Annotated in this window: 19 protein-coding genes; 8 read left to right on the top strand and 11 right to left on the bottom strand. The window is 39.9% G+C overall.

Going from position 1 to position 18357, the window contains the following annotated elements; translation table 11 throughout:
* Positions 1-49: 49 nt before the first annotated feature.
* Positions 50-382: a toprim domain-containing protein gene (locus Q4550_RS19980; protein ID WP_303535493.1), complete on the bottom strand. Its 333-nt coding sequence runs from the start codon at positions 380-382 to the stop codon at positions 50-52.
* Between the two features lie 153 nt (positions 383-535).
* A complete protein-coding gene (locus Q4550_RS19975) occupies positions 536-1063 on the bottom strand; it encodes a TraR/DksA C4-type zinc finger protein (RefSeq protein ID WP_303535492.1) in 528 nt (175 codons plus the stop codon).
* Between the two features lie 139 nt (positions 1064-1202).
* Here Q4550_RS19975 and Q4550_RS19970 point away from each other — a divergent pair, with 139 nt between their 5' ends.
* Positions 1203-1706 carry a peroxiredoxin family protein gene (locus Q4550_RS19970; RefSeq protein ID WP_303535490.1) on the top strand — a complete coding sequence of 168 codons (504 nt, stop codon included), beginning with the start codon at positions 1203-1205 and terminating at the stop codon, positions 1704-1706.
* 100 nt (positions 1707-1806) lie between these two features.
* Here the strand turns inward: Q4550_RS19970 and Q4550_RS19965 are convergent, their stop codons facing one another.
* From Q4550_RS19965 to Q4550_RS19925, 9 genes are all read right to left on the bottom strand, one after another.
* Positions 1807-2055, bottom strand: coding sequence for a YusG family protein (locus tag Q4550_RS19965; protein WP_303535489.1), 249 nt, complete (start codon positions 2053-2055; stop codon positions 1807-1809).
* A gap of 163 nt (positions 2056-2218) precedes the next feature.
* Positions 2219-2608: a glycine cleavage system protein GcvH gene (gene gcvH, locus Q4550_RS19960; protein ID WP_194218962.1), complete on the bottom strand. Its 390-nt coding sequence runs from the start codon at positions 2606-2608 to the stop codon at positions 2219-2221.
* A gap of 101 nt (positions 2609-2709) precedes the next feature.
* Positions 2710-3069 carry an arsenate reductase family protein gene (locus Q4550_RS19955; RefSeq protein WP_194218961.1) on the bottom strand — a complete coding sequence of 120 codons (360 nt, stop codon included), beginning with the start codon at positions 3067-3069 and terminating at the stop codon, positions 2710-2712.
* Between the two features lie 272 nt (positions 3070-3341).
* Positions 3342-5126, bottom strand: coding sequence for an acyl-CoA dehydrogenase family protein (locus Q4550_RS19950; RefSeq protein ID WP_303535486.1), 1785 nt, complete (start codon positions 5124-5126; stop codon positions 3342-3344).
* Positions 5127-5156: 30 nt separating this feature from the next.
* Complete coding sequence (locus Q4550_RS19945) at positions 5157-6332, bottom strand: acetyl-CoA C-acetyltransferase (protein ID WP_303535484.1); 1176 nt, start codon at positions 6330-6332, stop codon at positions 5157-5159.
* A 19-nt stretch (positions 6333-6351) separates the two neighbouring features.
* The gene (locus tag Q4550_RS19940; RefSeq protein WP_303535483.1) at positions 6352-8748 is read right to left on the bottom strand and encodes a 3-hydroxyacyl-CoA dehydrogenase/enoyl-CoA hydratase family protein; all 2397 of its coding nucleotides are present in this window, start codon (positions 8746-8748) and stop codon (positions 6352-6354) included.
* Between the two features lie 186 nt (positions 8749-8934).
* Positions 8935-9849 carry a proline dehydrogenase family protein gene (locus tag Q4550_RS19935; RefSeq protein ID WP_303535482.1) on the bottom strand — a complete coding sequence of 305 codons (915 nt, stop codon included), beginning with the start codon at positions 9847-9849 and terminating at the stop codon, positions 8935-8937.
* 439 nt (positions 9850-10288) lie between these two features.
* A complete protein-coding gene (locus Q4550_RS19930) occupies positions 10289-10564 on the bottom strand; it encodes a YusU family protein (RefSeq protein ID WP_303535480.1) in 276 nt (91 codons plus the stop codon).
* Positions 10565-10609: 45 nt separating this feature from the next.
* A complete protein-coding gene (locus tag Q4550_RS19925; RefSeq protein WP_194218955.1) occupies positions 10610-10942 on the bottom strand; it encodes a hypothetical protein in 333 nt (110 codons plus the stop codon).
* Between the two features lie 386 nt (positions 10943-11328).
* On the opposite strand from Q4550_RS19925, the gene Q4550_RS19920 reads away from it, so the two are divergent.
* From Q4550_RS19920 to Q4550_RS19890, 7 genes are all read left to right on the top strand, one after another.
* Entirely contained in the window at positions 11329-12810 is a 1482-nt protein-coding gene (locus Q4550_RS19920; RefSeq protein ID WP_303535478.1) for an FAD-dependent oxidoreductase, read from the top strand.
* A gap of 73 nt (positions 12811-12883) precedes the next feature.
* Positions 12884-13063 (top strand): hypothetical protein, encoded by a 180-nt coding sequence (locus tag Q4550_RS19915; protein ID WP_194218954.1) that lies wholly within the window; start codon positions 12884-12886, stop codon positions 13061-13063.
* A 72-nt stretch (positions 13064-13135) separates the two neighbouring features.
* Positions 13136-13780, top strand: coding sequence for a PAQR family membrane homeostasis protein TrhA (gene trhA, locus Q4550_RS19910; RefSeq protein ID WP_194219595.1), 645 nt, complete (start codon positions 13136-13138; stop codon positions 13778-13780).
* Positions 13781-13889: 109 nt separating this feature from the next.
* Positions 13890-14753, top strand: coding sequence for an ATP-binding cassette domain-containing protein (locus tag Q4550_RS19905; protein WP_303535477.1), 864 nt, complete (start codon positions 13890-13892; stop codon positions 14751-14753).
* A complete protein-coding gene (locus Q4550_RS19900; protein WP_303535475.1) occupies positions 14750-17005 on the top strand; it encodes an ABC transporter permease/M1 family aminopeptidase in 2256 nt (751 codons plus the stop codon). The genes Q4550_RS19905 and Q4550_RS19900 overlap by 4 nt, the downstream gene beginning before the upstream one ends.
* Positions 17002-17568: an RNA polymerase sigma factor gene (locus tag Q4550_RS19895; RefSeq protein ID WP_303535474.1), complete on the top strand. Its 567-nt coding sequence runs from the start codon at positions 17002-17004 to the stop codon at positions 17566-17568. The genes Q4550_RS19900 and Q4550_RS19895 overlap by 4 nt, the downstream gene beginning before the upstream one ends.
* Positions 17549-18349 (top strand): hypothetical protein, encoded by an 801-nt coding sequence (locus tag Q4550_RS19890; RefSeq protein ID WP_303535472.1) that lies wholly within the window; start codon positions 17549-17551, stop codon positions 18347-18349. Before Q4550_RS19895 ends, Q4550_RS19890 begins: the two co-directional genes overlap by 20 nt.
* The last annotated feature ends 8 nt before the right edge of the window (positions 18350-18357 follow it).

Here is an 18357-nt window from a genome sequence, read left to right as displayed (position 1 = left end):
AAGAGCGAAAAGGAAGCTTAGTTAAGCTTCCTTTTCGCTCATTTCTTGATTATTGGACGGTCACTACTTTAAATTTCGCCGCCCTTAAAATCCTATTTAAATAATTTAGAGGTGTTTCTGCTACTTCACGATGAAGCATTGTAATGTAGAGATGTTCGGCATGTGGAATTTCTTGTGTAAGCTGCCGTCTTAATTTCTCTCCGGCATCATCAGCATCTACAAGAACATATACATCCTTCTCCTCAAGCTCTTCACTAAGTTCTTCTAGCCTGTCAAAACTAATCGTTCCATAAGTGCAGATAATCTCCACTTGCTCATCTAACACTCTCATTAACTGTTCCTTATCTGTCTTTCCTTCTACAATAATTACTTTATCAGTCATGGCACAACGCTCCATTTCAAGCTGTCGTATCAATTCATTTACTATAGCATATGGTGGTTGAAGCATTTCGTTTCAAGGCATATGATTTAATTTATTCATTTTGAAGTGTTAGATACAACAGCTACTCATTGAGCCAGATGAATGAAAGCTTTGTTAATCATTGCCTTGATCAGGATCGTCCTCTTCTAAATATGTTTCAGATGTTGAATTACCGTGTTCATTCTGGAGGTCATCCACTGTGCGAAGGCGATCATCGACTCTATTGCCTGACGTTTCAAATGTAGCCTCATCATCCGGTCTATTACTTTCTTTGGCCTCTTCCAATTGATCTTGTGCTTCTTTGGTGCGTATCGCATAAGGAATGGCTTCAAGACGTTCTTTATCAATTTCTTCACCAGTATCTACACAAATTCCGTAATTACCTTCTCGAATACGATCAAGTGCTGTATTTATTAAGCTTAATCGTTCTCTAGCTGCATCTTCCAGTGTAATATCTTTCTCACGCTGATCCAATTCAGAAGCCATATCAGCGAAATGATTGTCGTACGATGTTAATTCTCCTGTTTCCTCAGATAGAGCAGCATTTTCATCTCGGTGACTTGCACCACCATCTAAAAGATCTTTCTTTTGATCTAATAATTGTTTTTTAAATTGCTGTAATTCTTGTTTCGACAAAGCCATAGTAATTCCCTCCATAGGTCATTTTCTTTTCCAGTACCTATTTTCCCTTAACCCTACTCACACTAAACCACACAATTATGTTTTATCATGCTCAACTGGTGGAAATAAATCAATAAGATTAAAGATTGGAGTGGTCATAATGGCAAAGTTAAACCTTGGACAGGAAGTACCATCCTTTTCGTTAATTAATACTGAAGGTGAACTGTTTCAATTTGAACAGCACCTTAAGGAAGACAAGCGTTGGCATATGCTCTTATTTTTCAGAGGAGAATGGTGCCCTGTATGTAATGAGCAATTAGAAGAGCTTCAAGAGCATCTAGGTGCTTTTAGAAAGTTAGACGTCCATCCAATTGCCATTGCAAAAGATAGCTTAGAATCTCTTAGAAAAATGAAAGAAAAGCATAACCTCGAGTTCCCAGTAATAAGTGACAAAGAGAATGCGGCAATTGATTCCTATGGTGTTATGATGCATCGAGAAGATGACCCCTATGAAGATCACGGTGAGCATGGAGAGCCTGCCATCTTTCTTATCGATGAGAACGGCAAATTAATGGCACAATATTTACAGTCGAGCCCATTTGGAAGACCATCAGCTGATGGTTTAATCAAAACGATTAAATATATTCGCAAAAACAAAGCATAAAAAAACCGGCCAAATGGCCGGTTTTTTATGCAGTAATAAAGTCGTTGGCGTTAGAAGAGAAGTGCTTGTCGGGCCTTAACGAGCGTATTCGCTTTTCTTATTAACACCAGCCGAGGTCGCAGTCTTCTACATACCTTCCATTTTGCTCGATTACTTGTTCGTAATGATAAATTTTGTTCTTCTCCATCTCAAATCCTTCAAGAAACTCATATTGATTTCCTTGATCTGAGAATAAGATACGGCCAATTTTTTCCTTGTCCATAAACAAGTTCATTGCTTGTTGATCAAATTTACCATATACCTTTCGAGTAACGTCGATTCTTTGCATTTGGCGAGGTGTCTCAATCATTGGTATCATCCCCTCTTTATTGTTTCACTCCGTAAAGCCATCATTGGTTCATTATATGACTGAAATTAGGAAACACATTCATTAATAAGAGTTTACGATGATGAGTGGACTTTTACGCTCAAAATTCGACTAGCAATGGAGAGCTATAAAATGGATGACTGAGTTATTCGTCTTCGCTTACCATTTTTTCGTATGCTTCAGCTGTCATTAGTTCTTCTACTTGAGAAGGCTCAGAAGGTTCTACAACAACCATCCATGCTTTTTCGTATGGTGAATCATTAACGAATTCAGGGCTGTCTTCTAAATCTTCATTGACAGAAAGAACTTTTCCTGAGATTGGTGCGTATAGCTCAGAAACAGTTTTTACAGATTCCACGCTACCGAAAGGCTCGTCAGATTCAATCGTGTCGCCTTCTTCTGGAAGCTCAACAAAAACGATATCTCCAAGTTCTGATTGTGCGAAGTCTGTAATACCGATGCGGATGTTTCCGTCTTCTTGTACTTGCACCCATTCGTGTTCTTCTGAGTAGCGAAAATCTTTTGGTAAGTTCATTAGTAATTCCTCCCTGAAATAATTCCTCTTAATAAAGGTTAGTAGTTAATATTATTTACAATAACTATCGTATAATAGTTATTATTAATTAAGCAACTATTTTATCGTTTCCATGTTTCCTCAAATACATCCTCTTTAAACCCAACAGTAACTTTTTCTCCGTCAGTTACGATTGGACGTTTGATTAACATCCCATCAGAAGCAAGGATTTCAAGCAATTCGTCTTGAGTCGATGTAGCGACCTTATCTTTTAATCCAAGCTCTCGATATTTCTGCCCACTCGTATTAAAGAATTTCTTAATTGGTAAGCCGCTATGATTAAGCAGGACAGCTAACTCATCTTTTGAGGGCGGATTTTCGACGATGTGTACTTCATTTACTTCAATATCGTTTTGCTCGAACCATTTCTTCGCTTTACGGCATGTACCACATTTGGGATATGCATAAAATGTAATGGGCAAATCTGTTCCTCCTTAAAGACACTCAAGTGATTATAACGTTAGTTTACCACATGAGAGGAGTTGGACAAATACAGATGCACCTAAAAGTAAATTTCGTCAACTATTAACAAAATCCTTTCATTATTCCACTCACTATTTTTCCTAATTAAGAGAAAAAAATCCCCCCGTTTATGGAGGGACAATAGAGATCATGGTTTGGAAGTTAGTTTTGATCCTGTCGGTTATGACCAATTCAAATTGTTATTTTACATTAGTATAGCAATGATAGTTTATTAAACCGTAAAACGCTGTTGTTCAAGAATGCTTGCAGCGATTTCACGTTTCTTCGCAATAACATTAATAGGAGTATAACGTGAGAGTTTACGAAGAGCAGATATCATCATGCGAAGTGAATCGCCTGTTTCGACGGCAACCAAAGTCTCTTTAGCATGAGCTTCAATACGGTTGAAAGCTTCCTGACAGAAAACTTGTGTTAGAAGAAGTCTATTTTGTTGCTTTTCTGCACCAGTTTTATTAATCGCTTTCTCTGTGCGAAGTACGGCTGATTCCATAGAGTAAATTTCGCTTACGATATCTGCCATGTTTGATAAAACTTCTTGTTCTTTATCAAGAGCCTTGCCATATTTTTGAACAGCTGTACCTGCAGTCATAAGCATAATCTTCTTTGCCATCTTAACGAGATGCTTTTCCTGTTCAAGTGGTGCATCACCAATTTCTTGTGGCGTTAACATCATGAGCTCTTCTTGAAGTGCAGTAGCCTTTTCAAGGAATGGAAGCTCGCCTTTCATTGTTTTACGGACAAGCGTGCCTGGAACTAGAAGGCGATTGATTTCATTCGTTCCTTCAAAAATACGATTGATACGAGAATCACGGTACATTTTCTCAACTTCATATTCAGACATAAAGCCGTATCCACCGTGAATTTGTACTGCCTCATCTACAACATAATCTAGCGCTTCTGAAGCAAACACTTTATTTAGTGAACACTCAATCGCATACTCTGCAATTGCTTCTGCGACTTTCGCTCCGTCTTTTTGTTCTTCATCCGAAAGCTTTCCTAACTTCTGCTCAAAAAGACCTCCTGTGCGGTAAGTAGAACTTTCTGTTGCGTATGTTGCTACTGCCATATTCGCCAGTTTCTCTTGTATGAGAGAGAACTTTGCAATTGGCGTGTTAAATTGCTTACGCTCTAACGCATACTTAGCGGAAAGTTCGATCGAACGCTTCATTCCACCAATTGTACCTACCGCTAGCTTATAGCGACCAACGTTCAAGATGTTAAATGCAATGATGTGCCCTTTACCTGCTTCTCCAAGTAAATTTTCTTTTGGCACGGCAACATCTTCAAGAATCAATGTTCTTGTAGAAGAGCCTTTGATTCCCATTTTCTTTTCTTCAGGACCAGTTGAAAGACCTTTGGAATCCCTCTCAACAATGAAAGCAGAGAAATGTTCGCCATCAATTTTCGCATAGACAATGAATACATCTGCGAAAGCGGAGTTCGTGATCCACTGCTTTTCACCGCTTAGAAGATAATGTGTTCCTTCAGCATTAAGCTTAGCTGTGGTTTTAGCCCCAAGAGCATCAGAACCTGAACCAGGCTCAGTCAAAGCATAAGCAGCAATTGTAGCTCCTGACGCAAGACCTGGAAGATACTTTTTCTTCTGCTCTTCGTTTCCAAAAAAGACGATAGGTAGAGAGCCGATTCCAACATGGGCGCCATAACTTAGGGAAAACGAACGAGCACGAGCGAATTTCTCAGTAATAACAGATGAACTGATTTTATCAAGGCCAAGACCGCCGTATTCTTCTGGAACGTCCGCTCCAAGAAGTCCGAGATCACCAGCTTTTTCGAGAAGCTTCCGTGAAATTTCAAATTCATGATTCTCAATTTTATCAAGTGCTGGAACGACTTCCTTTACTACAAAGTCTTCCGTCGTTTTCCCCATCATGACATGCTCATCTGAAAAATCCTCCGGTGTGAAAATATCTTCTGCCTTTTGATCCTCAATCAAGAAGCTTGCACCTTTAACCGTTTTGTTCATTGTATTAGACATGCTTGTTTTCCTCCCTTGTTTTCGTTGCCTTTAAAGAATTTCAAACACTCCGGCAGCGCCCATTCCTCCGCCAATACACATCGTCACAACACCAAATTGTTCTCCGCGGCGTTTCATCTCATGAATTAAGCTTAAGGTTAACTTCGTCCCTGTACATCCAAGTGGATGACCAAGTGCAATTGCTCCACCATTTACATTCACTTTGTCTTCATCAAGTCCAAGCTTTCTAATGACGCGAAGAGATTGCGATGCAAAAGCTTCATTTAATTCGAATAACCCAATATCAGATAGCTCAAGTCCAGCGAGTCGAAGAGCTTTAGGAATCGCTTCAATCGGTCCGACTCCCATTATTTCGGGTGCTACACCAGCAACAGCAAATGATCTGAACTTAGCCATAGGCGCTAAGCCTTCACTTTCAGCTTTTTCTCGATCCATGACGAGAACACTTGCTGCTCCGTCACTTGTTTGTGATGAATTTCCGGCGGTAACAGAGCCTCTAACATTGAATACTGGACGTAACTTACCGAGAACATCAAGTGACGTATCTGCCCGAACACCTTCATCTTGTGAGAAAAGGACTTTCTTTTCCTGTAATTTGTTTTTCTCATCAATCCATCTTTTCGTCACTTCGATCGGAACAATTTCATCCTGAAACTTCCCATCTTTGATTGCCTGAGCTGCACGCTGATGACTCCTTAGCGCAAAAGCATCCTGATCTGCTCTGCTAATCTCAAAGCGACGTGCGACTTCTTCCGCTGTGTGTCCCATTCCCATAATATATTCAGGTTTTTCTTCTACAAGAGTAGGGTTGGGCTTTATCACATGACCGCCCATCGGCACAAGGCTCATAGATTCCACTCCACCAGCCAATATGGCACCAGATTGGCCAAGCATTATGCGTTCTGAAGCATAAGCGATACTCTGTAAACCTGAAGAACAATATCGGTTGATTGTAATGGCTGGAACCGTCTCAGCAAGACCTGCTCTAGCTCCAATCATTCTAGCTACATTCAGTCCTTGTTCTGCTTCAGGAATAGCGCACCCCATAATCACATCATCTATTGCACCATCATAACCGCCGGCACGCTTTAACGTTTCCTTAACGGTAAGTGCTCCAAGATCATCTGGACGCATATTGGCAAGCGTTCCACGATTTGCTTTTCCAACAGGTGTTCTAGCACCGGATACAATAACTGCTTCTTTCATCAAACTTCCCTCCTCCATACTAGTTGCGCAGCGGTTTTCCTTTAAGTAACATATGCTGCATTCTTGCTTGCGTTTTTGGCTCTCCTAGCAGGCTGAGGAACGCTTCACGCTCAAGATCCAGAAGATACTGCTCATCGACTAATGTTCCTTCTTTTACTTTTCCGCCTGCAATGACGTGAGCAAGTTTGGTCGCAATTGTTAAATCGTGATCGGAAAGGTAACCGCTCCATTTCATCGTTTTCGCTCCCATTAGCATTGCAGCATAACCTGCTTCTCCAGCAACTGGGATCTTTTTAGCAACAGGTGGCTGATAGCCTTGTTCAGCAAGGAAGAGTACTTTTTCTTTTGCATCATGAAGAACGTGATCCGCGTTAGCACTAATACCATCTTGAGGTCGAATGAATCCTCGTTCCATTGCTTCATGTGCTGATGTTGAAACTTTCGCCATCGCAATCGTTTCAAAAACGTTGGCGGCAATATCAGTTAAGTTAACATTAACTCCTGGAGGCGTTTGCTCTAGCTGACGCATATAAAGTTCTTTATTTCCGCCTCCACCCGGAATCAAGCCAACACCTACTTCTACGAGGCCCATATATGTTTCTGAAGAAGCTTGAATGGAAGCTGCTGGCATACACACTTCTGCCCCACCACCAAGCGTCATCTGAAACGGCGCTGCTACGACTGGTTTTTGAGAGTAGCGAATACGTGCCATGGACTGTTGGAACTTCCTTGCAACCATTTCGATTTCAAAAAAATTATCATCTTGAGCTTCCATTAACATATACGCGACGTTGGCACCAACACAGAAGTTTTTGCCCTGGTTTCCAATCACGAGTCCTTCGAAGTTTTTCTCCGTTTCATCAACGGCTTCATTAATCATCTGGAGAATATCCATTCCAATTGCATTGTTTGGGGAATGGAATTCAAGTCCTGCAACCCCATCTCCAAGATCAAGAAGCGTTGCCCCGGTATTTTTCTTAATCACGCGATTTTGCGCTTTTAATCCTTTAAGGTGGATAACTTTCTTACTTTCCTCCACTACTCTTTGCTCACCATTATGGTAGAAAGATTGAGTGGCACCTTCCTGCTTATAGAAAGACGTTTGCCCTGAGGCAAGCATTTGATCAACCCATTCAGGAATCGTTTCGCCTTCTTCCTTCATTCGAGCCACTGATTTCTCAACTCCAAGAGCATCCCACGTTTCAAAAGGACCCATTTCCCATCCAAAGCCCCATTTCATGGCACGATCGACGGCGTCGATATCATCAGCAATTTCGTAGGTTTTCTTAGCAGAATAAAGCAAAACAGGCTTCATGATGTTCCAAATTAATTCACCTGCGCGGTCATTCGCATAAGCAAGCGCTTTCAGTTTATCCGCTTTTGACTTCGCTTGTTTACTTGCCTCAACAGAAGCTGTTTTTAATTTCTGTCGTGGTTCATATTCAAGCGTAGATGGATTTAACTCTAGAATTTCGCTTCCTTTTGCCCCTTTTTGTTTTATGAAAAAGCCCTGACCTGCCTTTGCTCCAATCCAGCCTTTTTCTTTCATCTGTTGCATAAATTTAGGAATCCGGAAAACTTCTTTCTCATCACCTTCAACCTGTTCAAAAACGTTGTTCGCTACGTGAATAAACGTATCAAGTCCAACTACATCAAGTGTTCGAAACGTTGCACTTTTTGGACGGCCGATTGCTGGGCCAGTTACAGAATCTACTTCTCCAACTGAAAAGCCGCGATTCATCATTTCTCTAACTGTGACAAGCAGGCCATACGTTCCAATTCGATTGGCAATGAAGTTTGGCGTGTCTTTCGTTTCTACGACACCTTTGCCGAGAATATCTTCACCAAATGTTTTCATATAAGAAAGGACGTCTGGATCCGTGTCTTTCGTTGGAATCACTTCAAGAAGCTTTAAATATCTTGGTGGGTTAAAAAAGTGCGTACCAAGGAAGTGCTTCCTAAAATCTTCTGATCTACCTTCAGCCATTGCTTCTACGGAAATACCGGAAGTATTGGAACTAACAATGGTTCCAGGTCGTCTATATTCATCTACTTTTTCATATACTTTTTTCTTGATCTCCAGGTTTTCGACAACAACTTCAATAATCCAGTCAACTTCTTGCAAGCGCTCCATATCGTCTTCCATATTTCCTGCTTCAATTAATTGAATGTGATCTTTCTTAGAAAGCGGTGCCGGTTTTTGTTTCTTAAGTTTCTCAATCGCTTCAGCCGCAAGTCTATTTCTGACAGAACGGTCAGCGAGTGTAAGCCCTTTGGCTTTTTCCTTTTCATTCGGTTCCTTTGGTGCAATATCCAATAGCAAACTTGGAATTCCTACATTCGCCAGGTGGGCGGCAATGCCTGATCCCATTACTCCTGCTCCTAATACAGCTACTTTATGAATGCTACGTGTCATAGCGAACCTCCCCTGTTGAATGAATGCTCATTCATTTTTTATTCAAAAAAAAGAGCGAGATCATTTCCTCTGTCTATACTATAAAATATATTCTGAAATTTAGCAATATATCACACGGATTTCTTTGACGAAATTTTATAAATTTAAACAAAGCTTATTTTAAAGCGGACATTCGTCCGCTTTTCACTATTTCATTATCCCTTTAAGGACGAAAGCTACGTTTGCAGGCCTCTCAGCAAGTCTTCTCATAAAATATCCATACCAGTCTTTTCCATAGGGTACGTAGACACGCATTTTGAAACCTTCTTTAAGGAGCTCATCTTGTTTATCTACACAAATACCATATAGCATTTGAAATTCAAATTGAGAACGCGGGATATTGTATTCTTCTACGAGCTTCTTTGTGTATTCAATGATGCGATCATCATGGGTAGCAATGGCTGTGTAATTTCCATTCAATAAGTGCATTTTAATGATTTTTTTGAAATTCTCGTCGACATCCTTTTTATCCGGAAATGCGACTTTTGGTGACTCTTTATAAGCACCTTTAACAAGTCTAAGATTTGGAGATAAATCGTTCAGCTTTTCTACATCTTCAGCTACACGGTATAAGTAGGCTTGAAGAACTGTACCAATGTTCGTATACTCCCTCTTTAAGTTAGTAAAAATCTGTATTGTTTTTCCGCACCTCTCGAAATCTTCCATATCAATCGTTACAAAGACATTGTGCTGATCAGCAGCTTCAAGAATTCGGCGCATATTTTTCATCGTCAGATCGTAATCAATGTCTAACCCCATTGATGTGAGTTTAAGAGAAAGCTGAGAATCAAGATTTTCTGCTGCAATTCGCTCAATTGCTTCAATACAGTGGTTTGTCATTTCGTCAGCTTCAGCGGCGTTATCTACAAACTCACCAAGATGATCGATTGTAACAGAAAGTCCCTTTTCATTTAGTTTCTTAATAGCATTTACAGAGCTATTAAGAGACGCACCGGCTACAAACCGGCTAGCTCCAAAGCGCATACCATACCGTTTCGCTACTTTTGTAGCTACTTTATTCTTCCCCATGTATAAAAAGAAATTACGCATTACTTGTTCCATCATAACCCCTCCATGTAAACGCATACAAAACGCACAAAAAAATATATATTGGAGAAAACCGGCATATAGTATCAAATACCGCCATATTTCGCCTTTAATGCTATTCTACCATGATATGCTGTCGTTTAGTCTATTTTTGATAGATTTTCTCTGTAATAAATTTTGTTAAATATTTACTTGAATTAGTATTCTATACCCCGCTCTTCACGAAAAAAACTGGAATTTAAAATAGTATATTTAAATGTTACAAAATCGGATACTTCTCTTCTCATCTATTTTCACAACCTTTTTTCTTAACAACCATCTCATTTCTCAATGGATAAGCTTCTGAAATGATACTAAATTCTATATTAGCTTAAATGGTCGATTCTCGAATAAGCTATAATCAAAAACACTTGTTAATGTAGGCAAAAAAAAAGAAACCAGGGAAGTCCTGGTTTCACTTATCTGATTCTTTCTGGCTATCCTGTTGGGCTTTACGATGCTCTTCGTTCATAGTTTTGATTTCGGTCACTAGCTCTTTCATGGCATCCTTCGCATCAGGATACGTTTGATTCCAATGTTTCGCAAGAGGTGGCATCGTTTTTGAAAGATGCGTGTACATCGCCCATAGCTTCACTTTTTCCTTCAGCTCAGGGCTCGTATCTCCAAGGAGTAGCTCGGTGTATTTATCCATCAATCCATCGACTTGTTCCTGAAGTGTTTCAAGACTCATTTCATTCACTCCAATCACTAGCAGAATATCCTGATTATAGCATAATTAATGGGATACTCGACCATTCACCTGAACTTCTCTTAACCTTCCATAATCAATGCGTTCTTGATTTTCTTTAATTGCCTTTATCAACTCTTCTATAAGTACCTTTTCATCCGTCACAATAAAGAAACGGCATGATATCATCGCGAAGTCGCCAAAAAATGCTCTGCAACCAGCATATCGTTTTGCATCACGGACTGGCTGATAAGGAAAAATAAAATTTCCACTTTGTTCAAATGCAGGATCAAGAGGATGTTCTTCAAGTTTCTTAATCAGCTCTCGAATCGTCAACTCTCGTCCATGCTCATTTGTACCTATTTCGATAATTTCAAGCAAGGTTGATTCCCCCTTCTTTACAAGATTCGAAAGCAAACTGCTCTGATAGAGGGCCGAAATTGGAATGCACTCATTTCATGCGCTTTGATCCGAATTAATAGGCTAATATACATGCATTATCTAACATAGCCAAAAAAAAAAGAGTCAGAATAAATTCTGACTCTAAAATGGGTCACAAAGAGTGAGTATATACAGAGGGGGGACCTGACCTCACTCTTTAATTTATCTTATGTTTCTTTTAACTTTATGGCTGGACAAGTACCCCGGTACAAACATGGAAATTTATCATTTATTAAGCTACTTCTCGACACACTCATACATGATTTGCACCATCATACCTATTATAATAGATGGTATCAAGCTCTGACCATCTTGGAGGGATCATTATGGATATTGTGGTTATTGGCGGTGGCATTGGCGGACTGACTGCTGGAGCATTACTGACGAAAGAAGGCTACAACGTAACAATACTTGAAGCATCGAATGAATGGGGTGGATCAGCAGGAAAATTTAAGCGAGGTAATTTTCTCTTCCCTGTTGGAGCGACAATGGGGATGGGGTTCGAAGAAGGTGGATTACACTATCGCATTTTCCAAGAACTCGGTTTAACCTTCCCTGTTTTTTCGCTCGATGAAATTATGAGAATATACGATGGCAATCGCGTCATGCCTTACTATACAGATCGAAATCGACATTTATCAGAATGCGCTACCCAGTTTCCAGAACACTCCAAACAAATTGTTTCTTTCTATCGAGAAATATGGAAAATTGGAGCCGAAGTACGTAAGTTAATTGGACCTCTCCCTGTTGTACCTCCAGTCACCCTATCAGAATGGAAAGGGCTTCTCCTATCTCTCAAACCAGGAACTCCCGGACTGGTTCCCTACCTTCGGAAAACAATGGGAGATCTTCTAAAAAAACATCATCTTAATGATGCACTAGACTTTCAACATTTTATTGATGGCCAATTAATTGATAGCATGCAAACAACTAGTGAAGAGTGCTCAGCACTTATGGGTGCTCTTGCTCTCGATATTTATCACGAAGGGGCATATTACTCTGAAGGTGGATTGTATCGCATCGCTGAAACACTACAGCAATATATTGAACAGAACGGTGGGCGAACTTACCTGAGAAAGCAAATTCAATCGATTCGGCGTGAAAACAATCGTTGGGTAGCTGTCGATCAAAAAGGGGAGAGTTGGAGAGCTGATCACCTTATTAATAACTTACCTGTACAGGGCTTTGTTCCACTTCTTCCAGAACCACTTCAAGAACAACTCCCCACTAAGTTAAGAAAACGAAGTCAAATGACTCAGTGGGGAGCTTTTACGATGTATCTTGCTTTAGATGAAAAAATCATCCCTGAATATACGTCCCTCTTTAGTCAAGTCTTTTCGGATAATGGAAAAATGACCGAAGGAAATCATCTCTTCTTGTCACTTTCAAAATCCAATGATCTCTTTCGTGGGCCAGAGGGCTTTCGCACATTAACAGTCAGTACACATACAGAGCTTCACCATTGGGATACGAAAGAGAAATACGATCAATATAAAAAGGAGCTAACTGAGAAAATGCTCACAGGTATTGAAAGAGTGATACCTAATGTAAGAAGTGGAATCGAATTGCAAATGACAGGTGCACCACGAGCATGGGAAAGATTTACGAAAAGACCTAAAGGCATGGTTGGAGGTTTCCCACAAACGAATGAATATAGCTTGTTCAACAGTCTTTCTCACCGTACTGGTCTCAAGGGATTATGGCTTTGTGGCGACAGCGTTTTCCCTGGAGCAGGTACTATTGGGGTATCTACTAGTGGATATCATGTCTATCGCTCTATCACTAAAGAAATGGTGAAAATAAAATAAGTCATTTTAGAATAAAATCGCTTCCTTAAGGCACAATGAGACTATCATTTAATGTTGAAGGAGCGAAGCAACCGTGGATCAAAAGAATAAATTAGTTACTACTGACAGTGAAAAGTTACTTACTTCAATGCGAGAAGAAATTGCGGAAGAGTTTCTCGTTATGGAAGCTGCCACAGAACAAGTAGAAGAGAAAGATTTTTACACTTATCATCTCTTAAAAGAAGCAGAAAAACTACGTAATCTTAAGAAATAAGGTTCGATCAGAAATGACGTTCGGGGAATCATGTAGTATACTTCTAGTAATTGATCTAAAGGAATGATGCGAATCATGACAACTCATACGTTTACAGTTGGCGAGGAGCGAGCAAATTATATTACTCACGGAATTGGAGCTATCATAAGCGTTGCCGCTCTAGTCATCTTAATTGTGTTTGCGTCTCTCTATGGAACTGCCTGGCATATTGTAAGTTTTACACTTTTCGGTACAACGATGCTGATGCTTTATACGGCCTCTACACTCGTTCACAGCTTTCCACCTGGGAAAGCGAAAGACTTTTTCGAAATACTTGATCACTCTTCTATCTATTTCTTTATCGCTGGTACTTACACTCCCTTCTTGTTTATTGTAATTGAAGGTTGGCTAGGTTGGACACTATTTGGCATCGTGTGGGGACTCGCAATTATTGGAACAGTATTCAAAGCTTATTTTGTAAAAAAGTTTCTATTTATCTCAACCATTCTCTACGTCTTAATGGGCTGGCTGATCGTTCTTGCCTGGAATCCACTCACGCAGAACTTGGCTCCAAACGGAATGATGCTTCTCATTGTTGGGGGTGTTCTCTACACAATCGGAGCGGTATTCTATGTCTGGAGAGCTTTTAAATACCATCATGCAGTTTGGCATCTTTTCGTGGTAGCTGGAACACTTGCTCATTTCTTCTGTGTTCTCTTCTATGTATTACCTCTTTAAAACCAATCCTCTGCACGCATCGTGCAGAGGATTTTTGTTTACCCTAACAAAACCTTTTATCGACTATAATCGTCTTAGCCATAGAATACTAGTAAAAGGATGAACGATTTTGATTGAAGTATCTCATCTAACTAAACAGTTCAAAAAAGAGAAGATTCTACATAACCTCACTTTGTCCATCGAAGGAGGCATGGTAGGGCTTATTGGCCCAAATGGTGCTGGAAAAACAACATTTATGAGAATGCTAGCTGCGGTCTCAAAGCCTTCTTCCGGAGAAATCTATCTTAAAGGTTATTCACTTAACCGAGAAGCTTCAAATGTTCGAAAAGAAATCGGTTACCTCCCTCAACATTTCAAGCTGTATCCACAGCTTACTGCATCACAGTTTTTGGACTATGTTGGGAAGTTAAAACGAGACCACCATTATGATCATGAGCGAGAAAAAAAACGATTGCTTCATGCCCTTAATTTAGAAAAGCAACGGAATCAAAAAATCAAGACGTTCTCAAATGGAATGCAGCAACGTCTTGGCATTGCCCAGGCGCTTTATGGAGAACCCGCTGTGATGATATTCGACGAACCTTCTGCTGGACTTGATCCTGAAGAACGCTTACGCTTTCGCAACTTACTAGCTGATGTTTCTAGCCGAAAAACCGTCATTCTTTCTACGCATATTGTAGAAGACATTGAAGGAAGCTGTGATACACTGATCGTTCTAAATAAAGGGCGCATTCTTTTTCAAGGCACACCAGATGAGCTTCAACGTAAGGGGAATGGACTTATTTGGGAGTTCGACCTCTTTGATACTAACTGGGACCAATTAAATGGATTGCAAATGACGCTTACAAAACGAAAAGCAACAGGATTAAGGTGTCGAGCAATATCTCCAGTAGCACCATTTGAATTTGCCGAAGCCGTGGATCCTACCCTTGAAGAAGGGTACATGGCACTGATTGGGCGTGATGGACTATGAGAAAATGGCTTATCCAGTTTAAGCTTGAACTTTCTTTTTTGTATAAAAACTGGGTTTTCGCACCTCTTCCTTTCTTTTATTTAATCTGGTTACTTTTTAGCATGAGTGCAGATCAAAAAGGAGGACATGGCAACCTCTACAGAACAACATATGAAACAACGCACTCTCTTATATTTATTCTCGTTATTGGCTTAAGTATTCTGATTGGCGTTTATTTAATACGACGAGACGTTGGGAATGAATCATTTGAGTGGCACCAATCATTTCCCGTGTCCAATTTCGTATTCATATCAGCAAAATTGATGTCCGCGCTCATCTATATGACGATATATACGGTCCTGATGAGTGGAACCTACTTTATCTTTGCTATGAGAGATAACATTCCGGTGGAAGAAACGTTCACAATTCTGCGTTTCTATGGGACTCAATACGAAGTAGCGTTCTTTATTAGTTTAACTCTTGGCATGCTTTTATCGGTACTTATTAAAAATCGCTTTGTTTACTTAATCGCCTTCTGCGCCTGGATGTTTGGTACGCTATTCATGGAAATTTTCATTATTGATCAAGGCGGACACTTTTATCTTAAAGCGTTCCATCTAACCTACTTATTTGTCGATTCTGTTCTTGTTAATGGCACCTGGGGAATTGAATTAATGAAAGAAGAACTACAGTTACAGCGCATTTTTGTTTTAACGGTTTCTTCCTTTCTCCTGGTACTCATCATTTTCATTCTCAATAAACGCAGACCTCATCCATATACGTGGCTGTGGAAGGTTGCACTCATGATCAGTATAGGAATTGTCGTGATCTCGTATCTTCCATATGCTTCTTTCTGGAAGGAGCGAACTGATGAATTTAGTAAGATTAAACAAGAATCTCCATTGATAACAGACGAACAAAACGGTCAAGCTAGTTACATGTCTTTCCCTTCCCTTTCTTCTCCTAATACTCTTATGAAAGAGGAAGAAGAGCTCTATCAACCAGAACGATTTGAAATAAAACAGTTTGACTTATCCATTCAGCATGAAGATCAATCACTTTTCATTGATGCATCTCTCACTCTACCATCAGCAGAATTTCAAACAAAAGAGTTTATGAAATTCACATTGAATCAGACATTTTCAGTTAACCAGGTCACGATTGATCAACATCCAATTCCATTTACTCAAGAGAATGATTTTCTGACCGTTACTTTACCTGAAAATATGAAAGAACCTGTTATTCGTATTCAATATGAAGGACCATACAAACTATGGGCATCTAATAATGGTCAGGAATACTATCCGGGCCATGTAGGAAATGATCAAATGATTATGCCTTCTCAAACAGCCTGGTATCCATTGCCAGGGCATCAATATTTATATGACATGAACGGAGAATCACAAACGAATATTGGAATTTCGAATAGAGCCACTTTTAATGTCGAAGTTTCAGGTATGGCACTACCCTTATATGGCACAATCGACGAACGTAATACAAATGTTGAAACCTATAAACTTCAAGGGGAAACTTCTAAATTAGACCTTTATGCTGGAGATCTGACTGAAGTTGATTCTACTTATTATCCAATGTCAATCGTAACGGACAGTTACAATCGGGATCGCGCTGTTGAGCTCATGAAGGAATTGGACAAACGCCTTCTATACACCAACCACTATTTAGCGAAAAAAATAGAGCCTATGCGTCATTTTTTTATCGTTCCTGTAGAGAATATTCGCTGGGCCAATTACGTGAGACAACAAGGTTTTATTGATCAAAACTATATCCTAAGCGAATCCACTTTCTATCAAATGGATGAAACTTATCTTATGAAATTGCTCTTTCAAGTGAGTCTATTCCATGATGGAACTGAGATTTATGGGTATGAGGAAGGCGAGCTAGTAACAAGTGCCATCCAAAGTGCTTATACGTACATTTATGAATTAGAAAATGGAAATAAAAAAAAGGCCAGTCAAATCCGCGACCTTGTTATCCCGATTCAAGATGATATCCCACTGGAAGACTACAGTGAGGAAGAAATCAAAGCTAACCAGATTTTCACAATGATCAACGAAGCCATCGCTGATGGAGATAGTAAGCAAGTGAAAGAAGTCCTAGATCGAATATATAGTGAACGCTGGGTAGACCCGGGATTCGCAGCAGATTTCACCTTATTTCGAGAACCTTCTACTCTCATTCTTTACGAAGAATGGCAGAAAATATGGGATGAAGTGATGCAAGATCATCAGACTAGAAAGGAGGATGGTTTATGACAGATGAGGAACTAGTAGTCGCTATGGCACGTGGAAATCAGGCTGCTTTCGAAGCCCTTATTCATCGTTATCATGCTCCGCTTCTTGGTTATCTAGAACGGATGTTACGTGATAGAAGAAAGGCCGAAGATGTTGTCCAAGAAACCTTCCTGAAATTAATTAAACAACTAAAAACAAAGAAAACCCCAGAAAAGATCAAGCCCTGGCTTTACCAGGTGGCCACAAATCAATGCCGAGATTATTGGAAAAGTGCAGGATTTAGGTCAGAAAAGCAAATTCTCGACTTCATTCCAGATCAAGCTGATCAAGAACCATCAGTAGTGGAACTATTTGAAAGGCAAGAATCACGTGTGGAGTTTCTCAAGCAGCTCGATACGCTTTCTGAGACGCAAAGAGAAATTGTGTATTTACGGTTTTACCAGGAATTAAAGTATCAAGAAATTGCCGAAGCTCTGGAACTTCCACTCGGTACAGTAAAGTCGAACTTATTTCACGCCTTGAAGAAACTAAAAGCTTCAATAGAACGAAAGGAGGAAGTTAGCCATGCAAGACATCGATCTTGAATTAGAAAAGTTAGAAGAAGATCTAGAGCAGCCGATCAAGTCATATCTGGCAACGTCACCCCGTTCAGAGGATACACAGAAGCTGCTTCTTTCGTTACAGGATTCTTTCGATGAACTTAAACCTTCTCAAATCGAATTTGATTTCGATGAAAAACCTGAGCCTGCAAGACCGTCACTAACAAAGCAATGCCTTAATCAGTTCCGTTCTTATCACTGGGCCTACTGGCTGATTAGCGTATTGATTTTTGCAATGTTAACGATGATTTCGGCTGGAAGCATGGAAGCAGACAGTTTATTTCCTATCGTTGTTCCCATTTATCTATTATTTGGTGTGCTTTATAGTTATAAAACTTGGAACAAAGAAATGCGGATGGTCGAATCGATTACACCTTTCCCTCCAGCACTTCTTCTCTTAAGTAAATTGCTTGTTGTCTTAGTCGTAAACATTGGTTTGGCCCTGTTATCTACCTTATATATTGTGAAAGATAATACGATGGTTAACCCCGCTACGTTTCTTTTGCATTGGTTTGCGCCACTTCTCTTTCTGACAGGTTTGCTTGCCTTTGTCATGTTCCATAAAGGGGTAATTGCCGGATTTATCGCCTCACTTGCTGGATGGGCGCTTACTTTTCTTGTGTTACCTTATACTGTTTTCGAACTATCTGGTGAAGCACTTCAACAAGACTTACTCTTTGTTGTCTCCTACCTTATTATACTTGGACTTGGAGTTGCCATGCTCTTCTTATCGTATCGGAAGAGTTTGCATCTTCAATATTTGTGAGATTAGGC

Source organism: Anaerobacillus sp. 1_MG-2023, assembly GCF_030547345.1.
In the GTDB taxonomy this organism is placed as follows: Bacteria; Bacillota; Bacilli; order Bacillales; family Guptibacillaceae; genus Guptibacillus; species Guptibacillus hwajinpoensis_B.
The sequence above is the reverse complement of the archived record's forward strand: the minus strand, read 5'-3'. Positions and strand labels throughout refer to the sequence as shown.

Excerpts from the sequence above, each read along its gene's own strand:
- Q4550_RS19970 (WP_303535490.1), top strand. The coding sequence starts at position 1,203 with ATGGCAAAGTTAAACCTTGGACAGGAAGTACCATCCTTTTCGTTAATT.
- Q4550_RS19920 (WP_303535478.1), top strand. The coding sequence starts at position 11,329 with ATGGATATTGTGGTTATTGGCGGTGGCATTGGCGGACTGACTGCTGGA.
- Q4550_RS19965 (WP_303535489.1), bottom strand. The coding sequence starts at position 2,055 with ATGATTGAGACACCTCGCCAAATGCAAAGAATCGACGTTACTCGAAAG.
- Q4550_RS19890 (WP_303535472.1), top strand. The coding sequence starts at position 17,549 with ATGCAAGACATCGATCTTGAATTAGAAAAGTTAGAAGAAGATCTAGAG.
- Q4550_RS19975 (WP_303535492.1), bottom strand. The coding sequence starts at position 1,063 with ATGGCTTTGTCGAAACAAGAATTACAGCAATTTAAAAAACAATTATTA.
- Q4550_RS19950 (WP_303535486.1), bottom strand. The coding sequence starts at position 5,126 with ATGTCTAATACAATGAACAAAACGGTTAAAGGTGCAAGCTTCTTGATT.
- Q4550_RS19900 (WP_303535475.1), top strand. The coding sequence starts at position 14,750 with ATGAGAAAATGGCTTATCCAGTTTAAGCTTGAACTTTCTTTTTTGTAT.
- Q4550_RS19930 (WP_303535480.1), bottom strand. The coding sequence starts at position 10,564 with ATGAGTCTTGAAACACTTCAGGAACAAGTCGATGGATTGATGGATAAA.
- Q4550_RS19980 (WP_303535493.1), bottom strand. The coding sequence starts at position 382 with ATGACTGATAAAGTAATTATTGTAGAAGGAAAGACAGATAAGGAACAG.
- Q4550_RS19895 (WP_303535474.1), top strand. The coding sequence starts at position 17,002 with ATGACAGATGAGGAACTAGTAGTCGCTATGGCACGTGGAAATCAGGCT.
- Q4550_RS19935 (WP_303535482.1), bottom strand. The coding sequence starts at position 9,849 with ATGGAACAAGTAATGCGTAATTTCTTTTTATACATGGGGAAGAATAAA.
- Q4550_RS19940 (WP_303535483.1), bottom strand. The coding sequence starts at position 8,748 with ATGACACGTAGCATTCATAAAGTAGCTGTATTAGGAGCAGGAGTAATG.
- gcvH (WP_194218962.1), bottom strand. The coding sequence starts at position 2,608 with ATGAACTTACCAAAAGATTTTCGCTACTCAGAAGAACACGAATGGGTG.
- Q4550_RS19945 (WP_303535484.1), bottom strand. The coding sequence starts at position 6,332 with ATGAAAGAAGCAGTTATTGTATCCGGTGCTAGAACACCTGTTGGAAAA.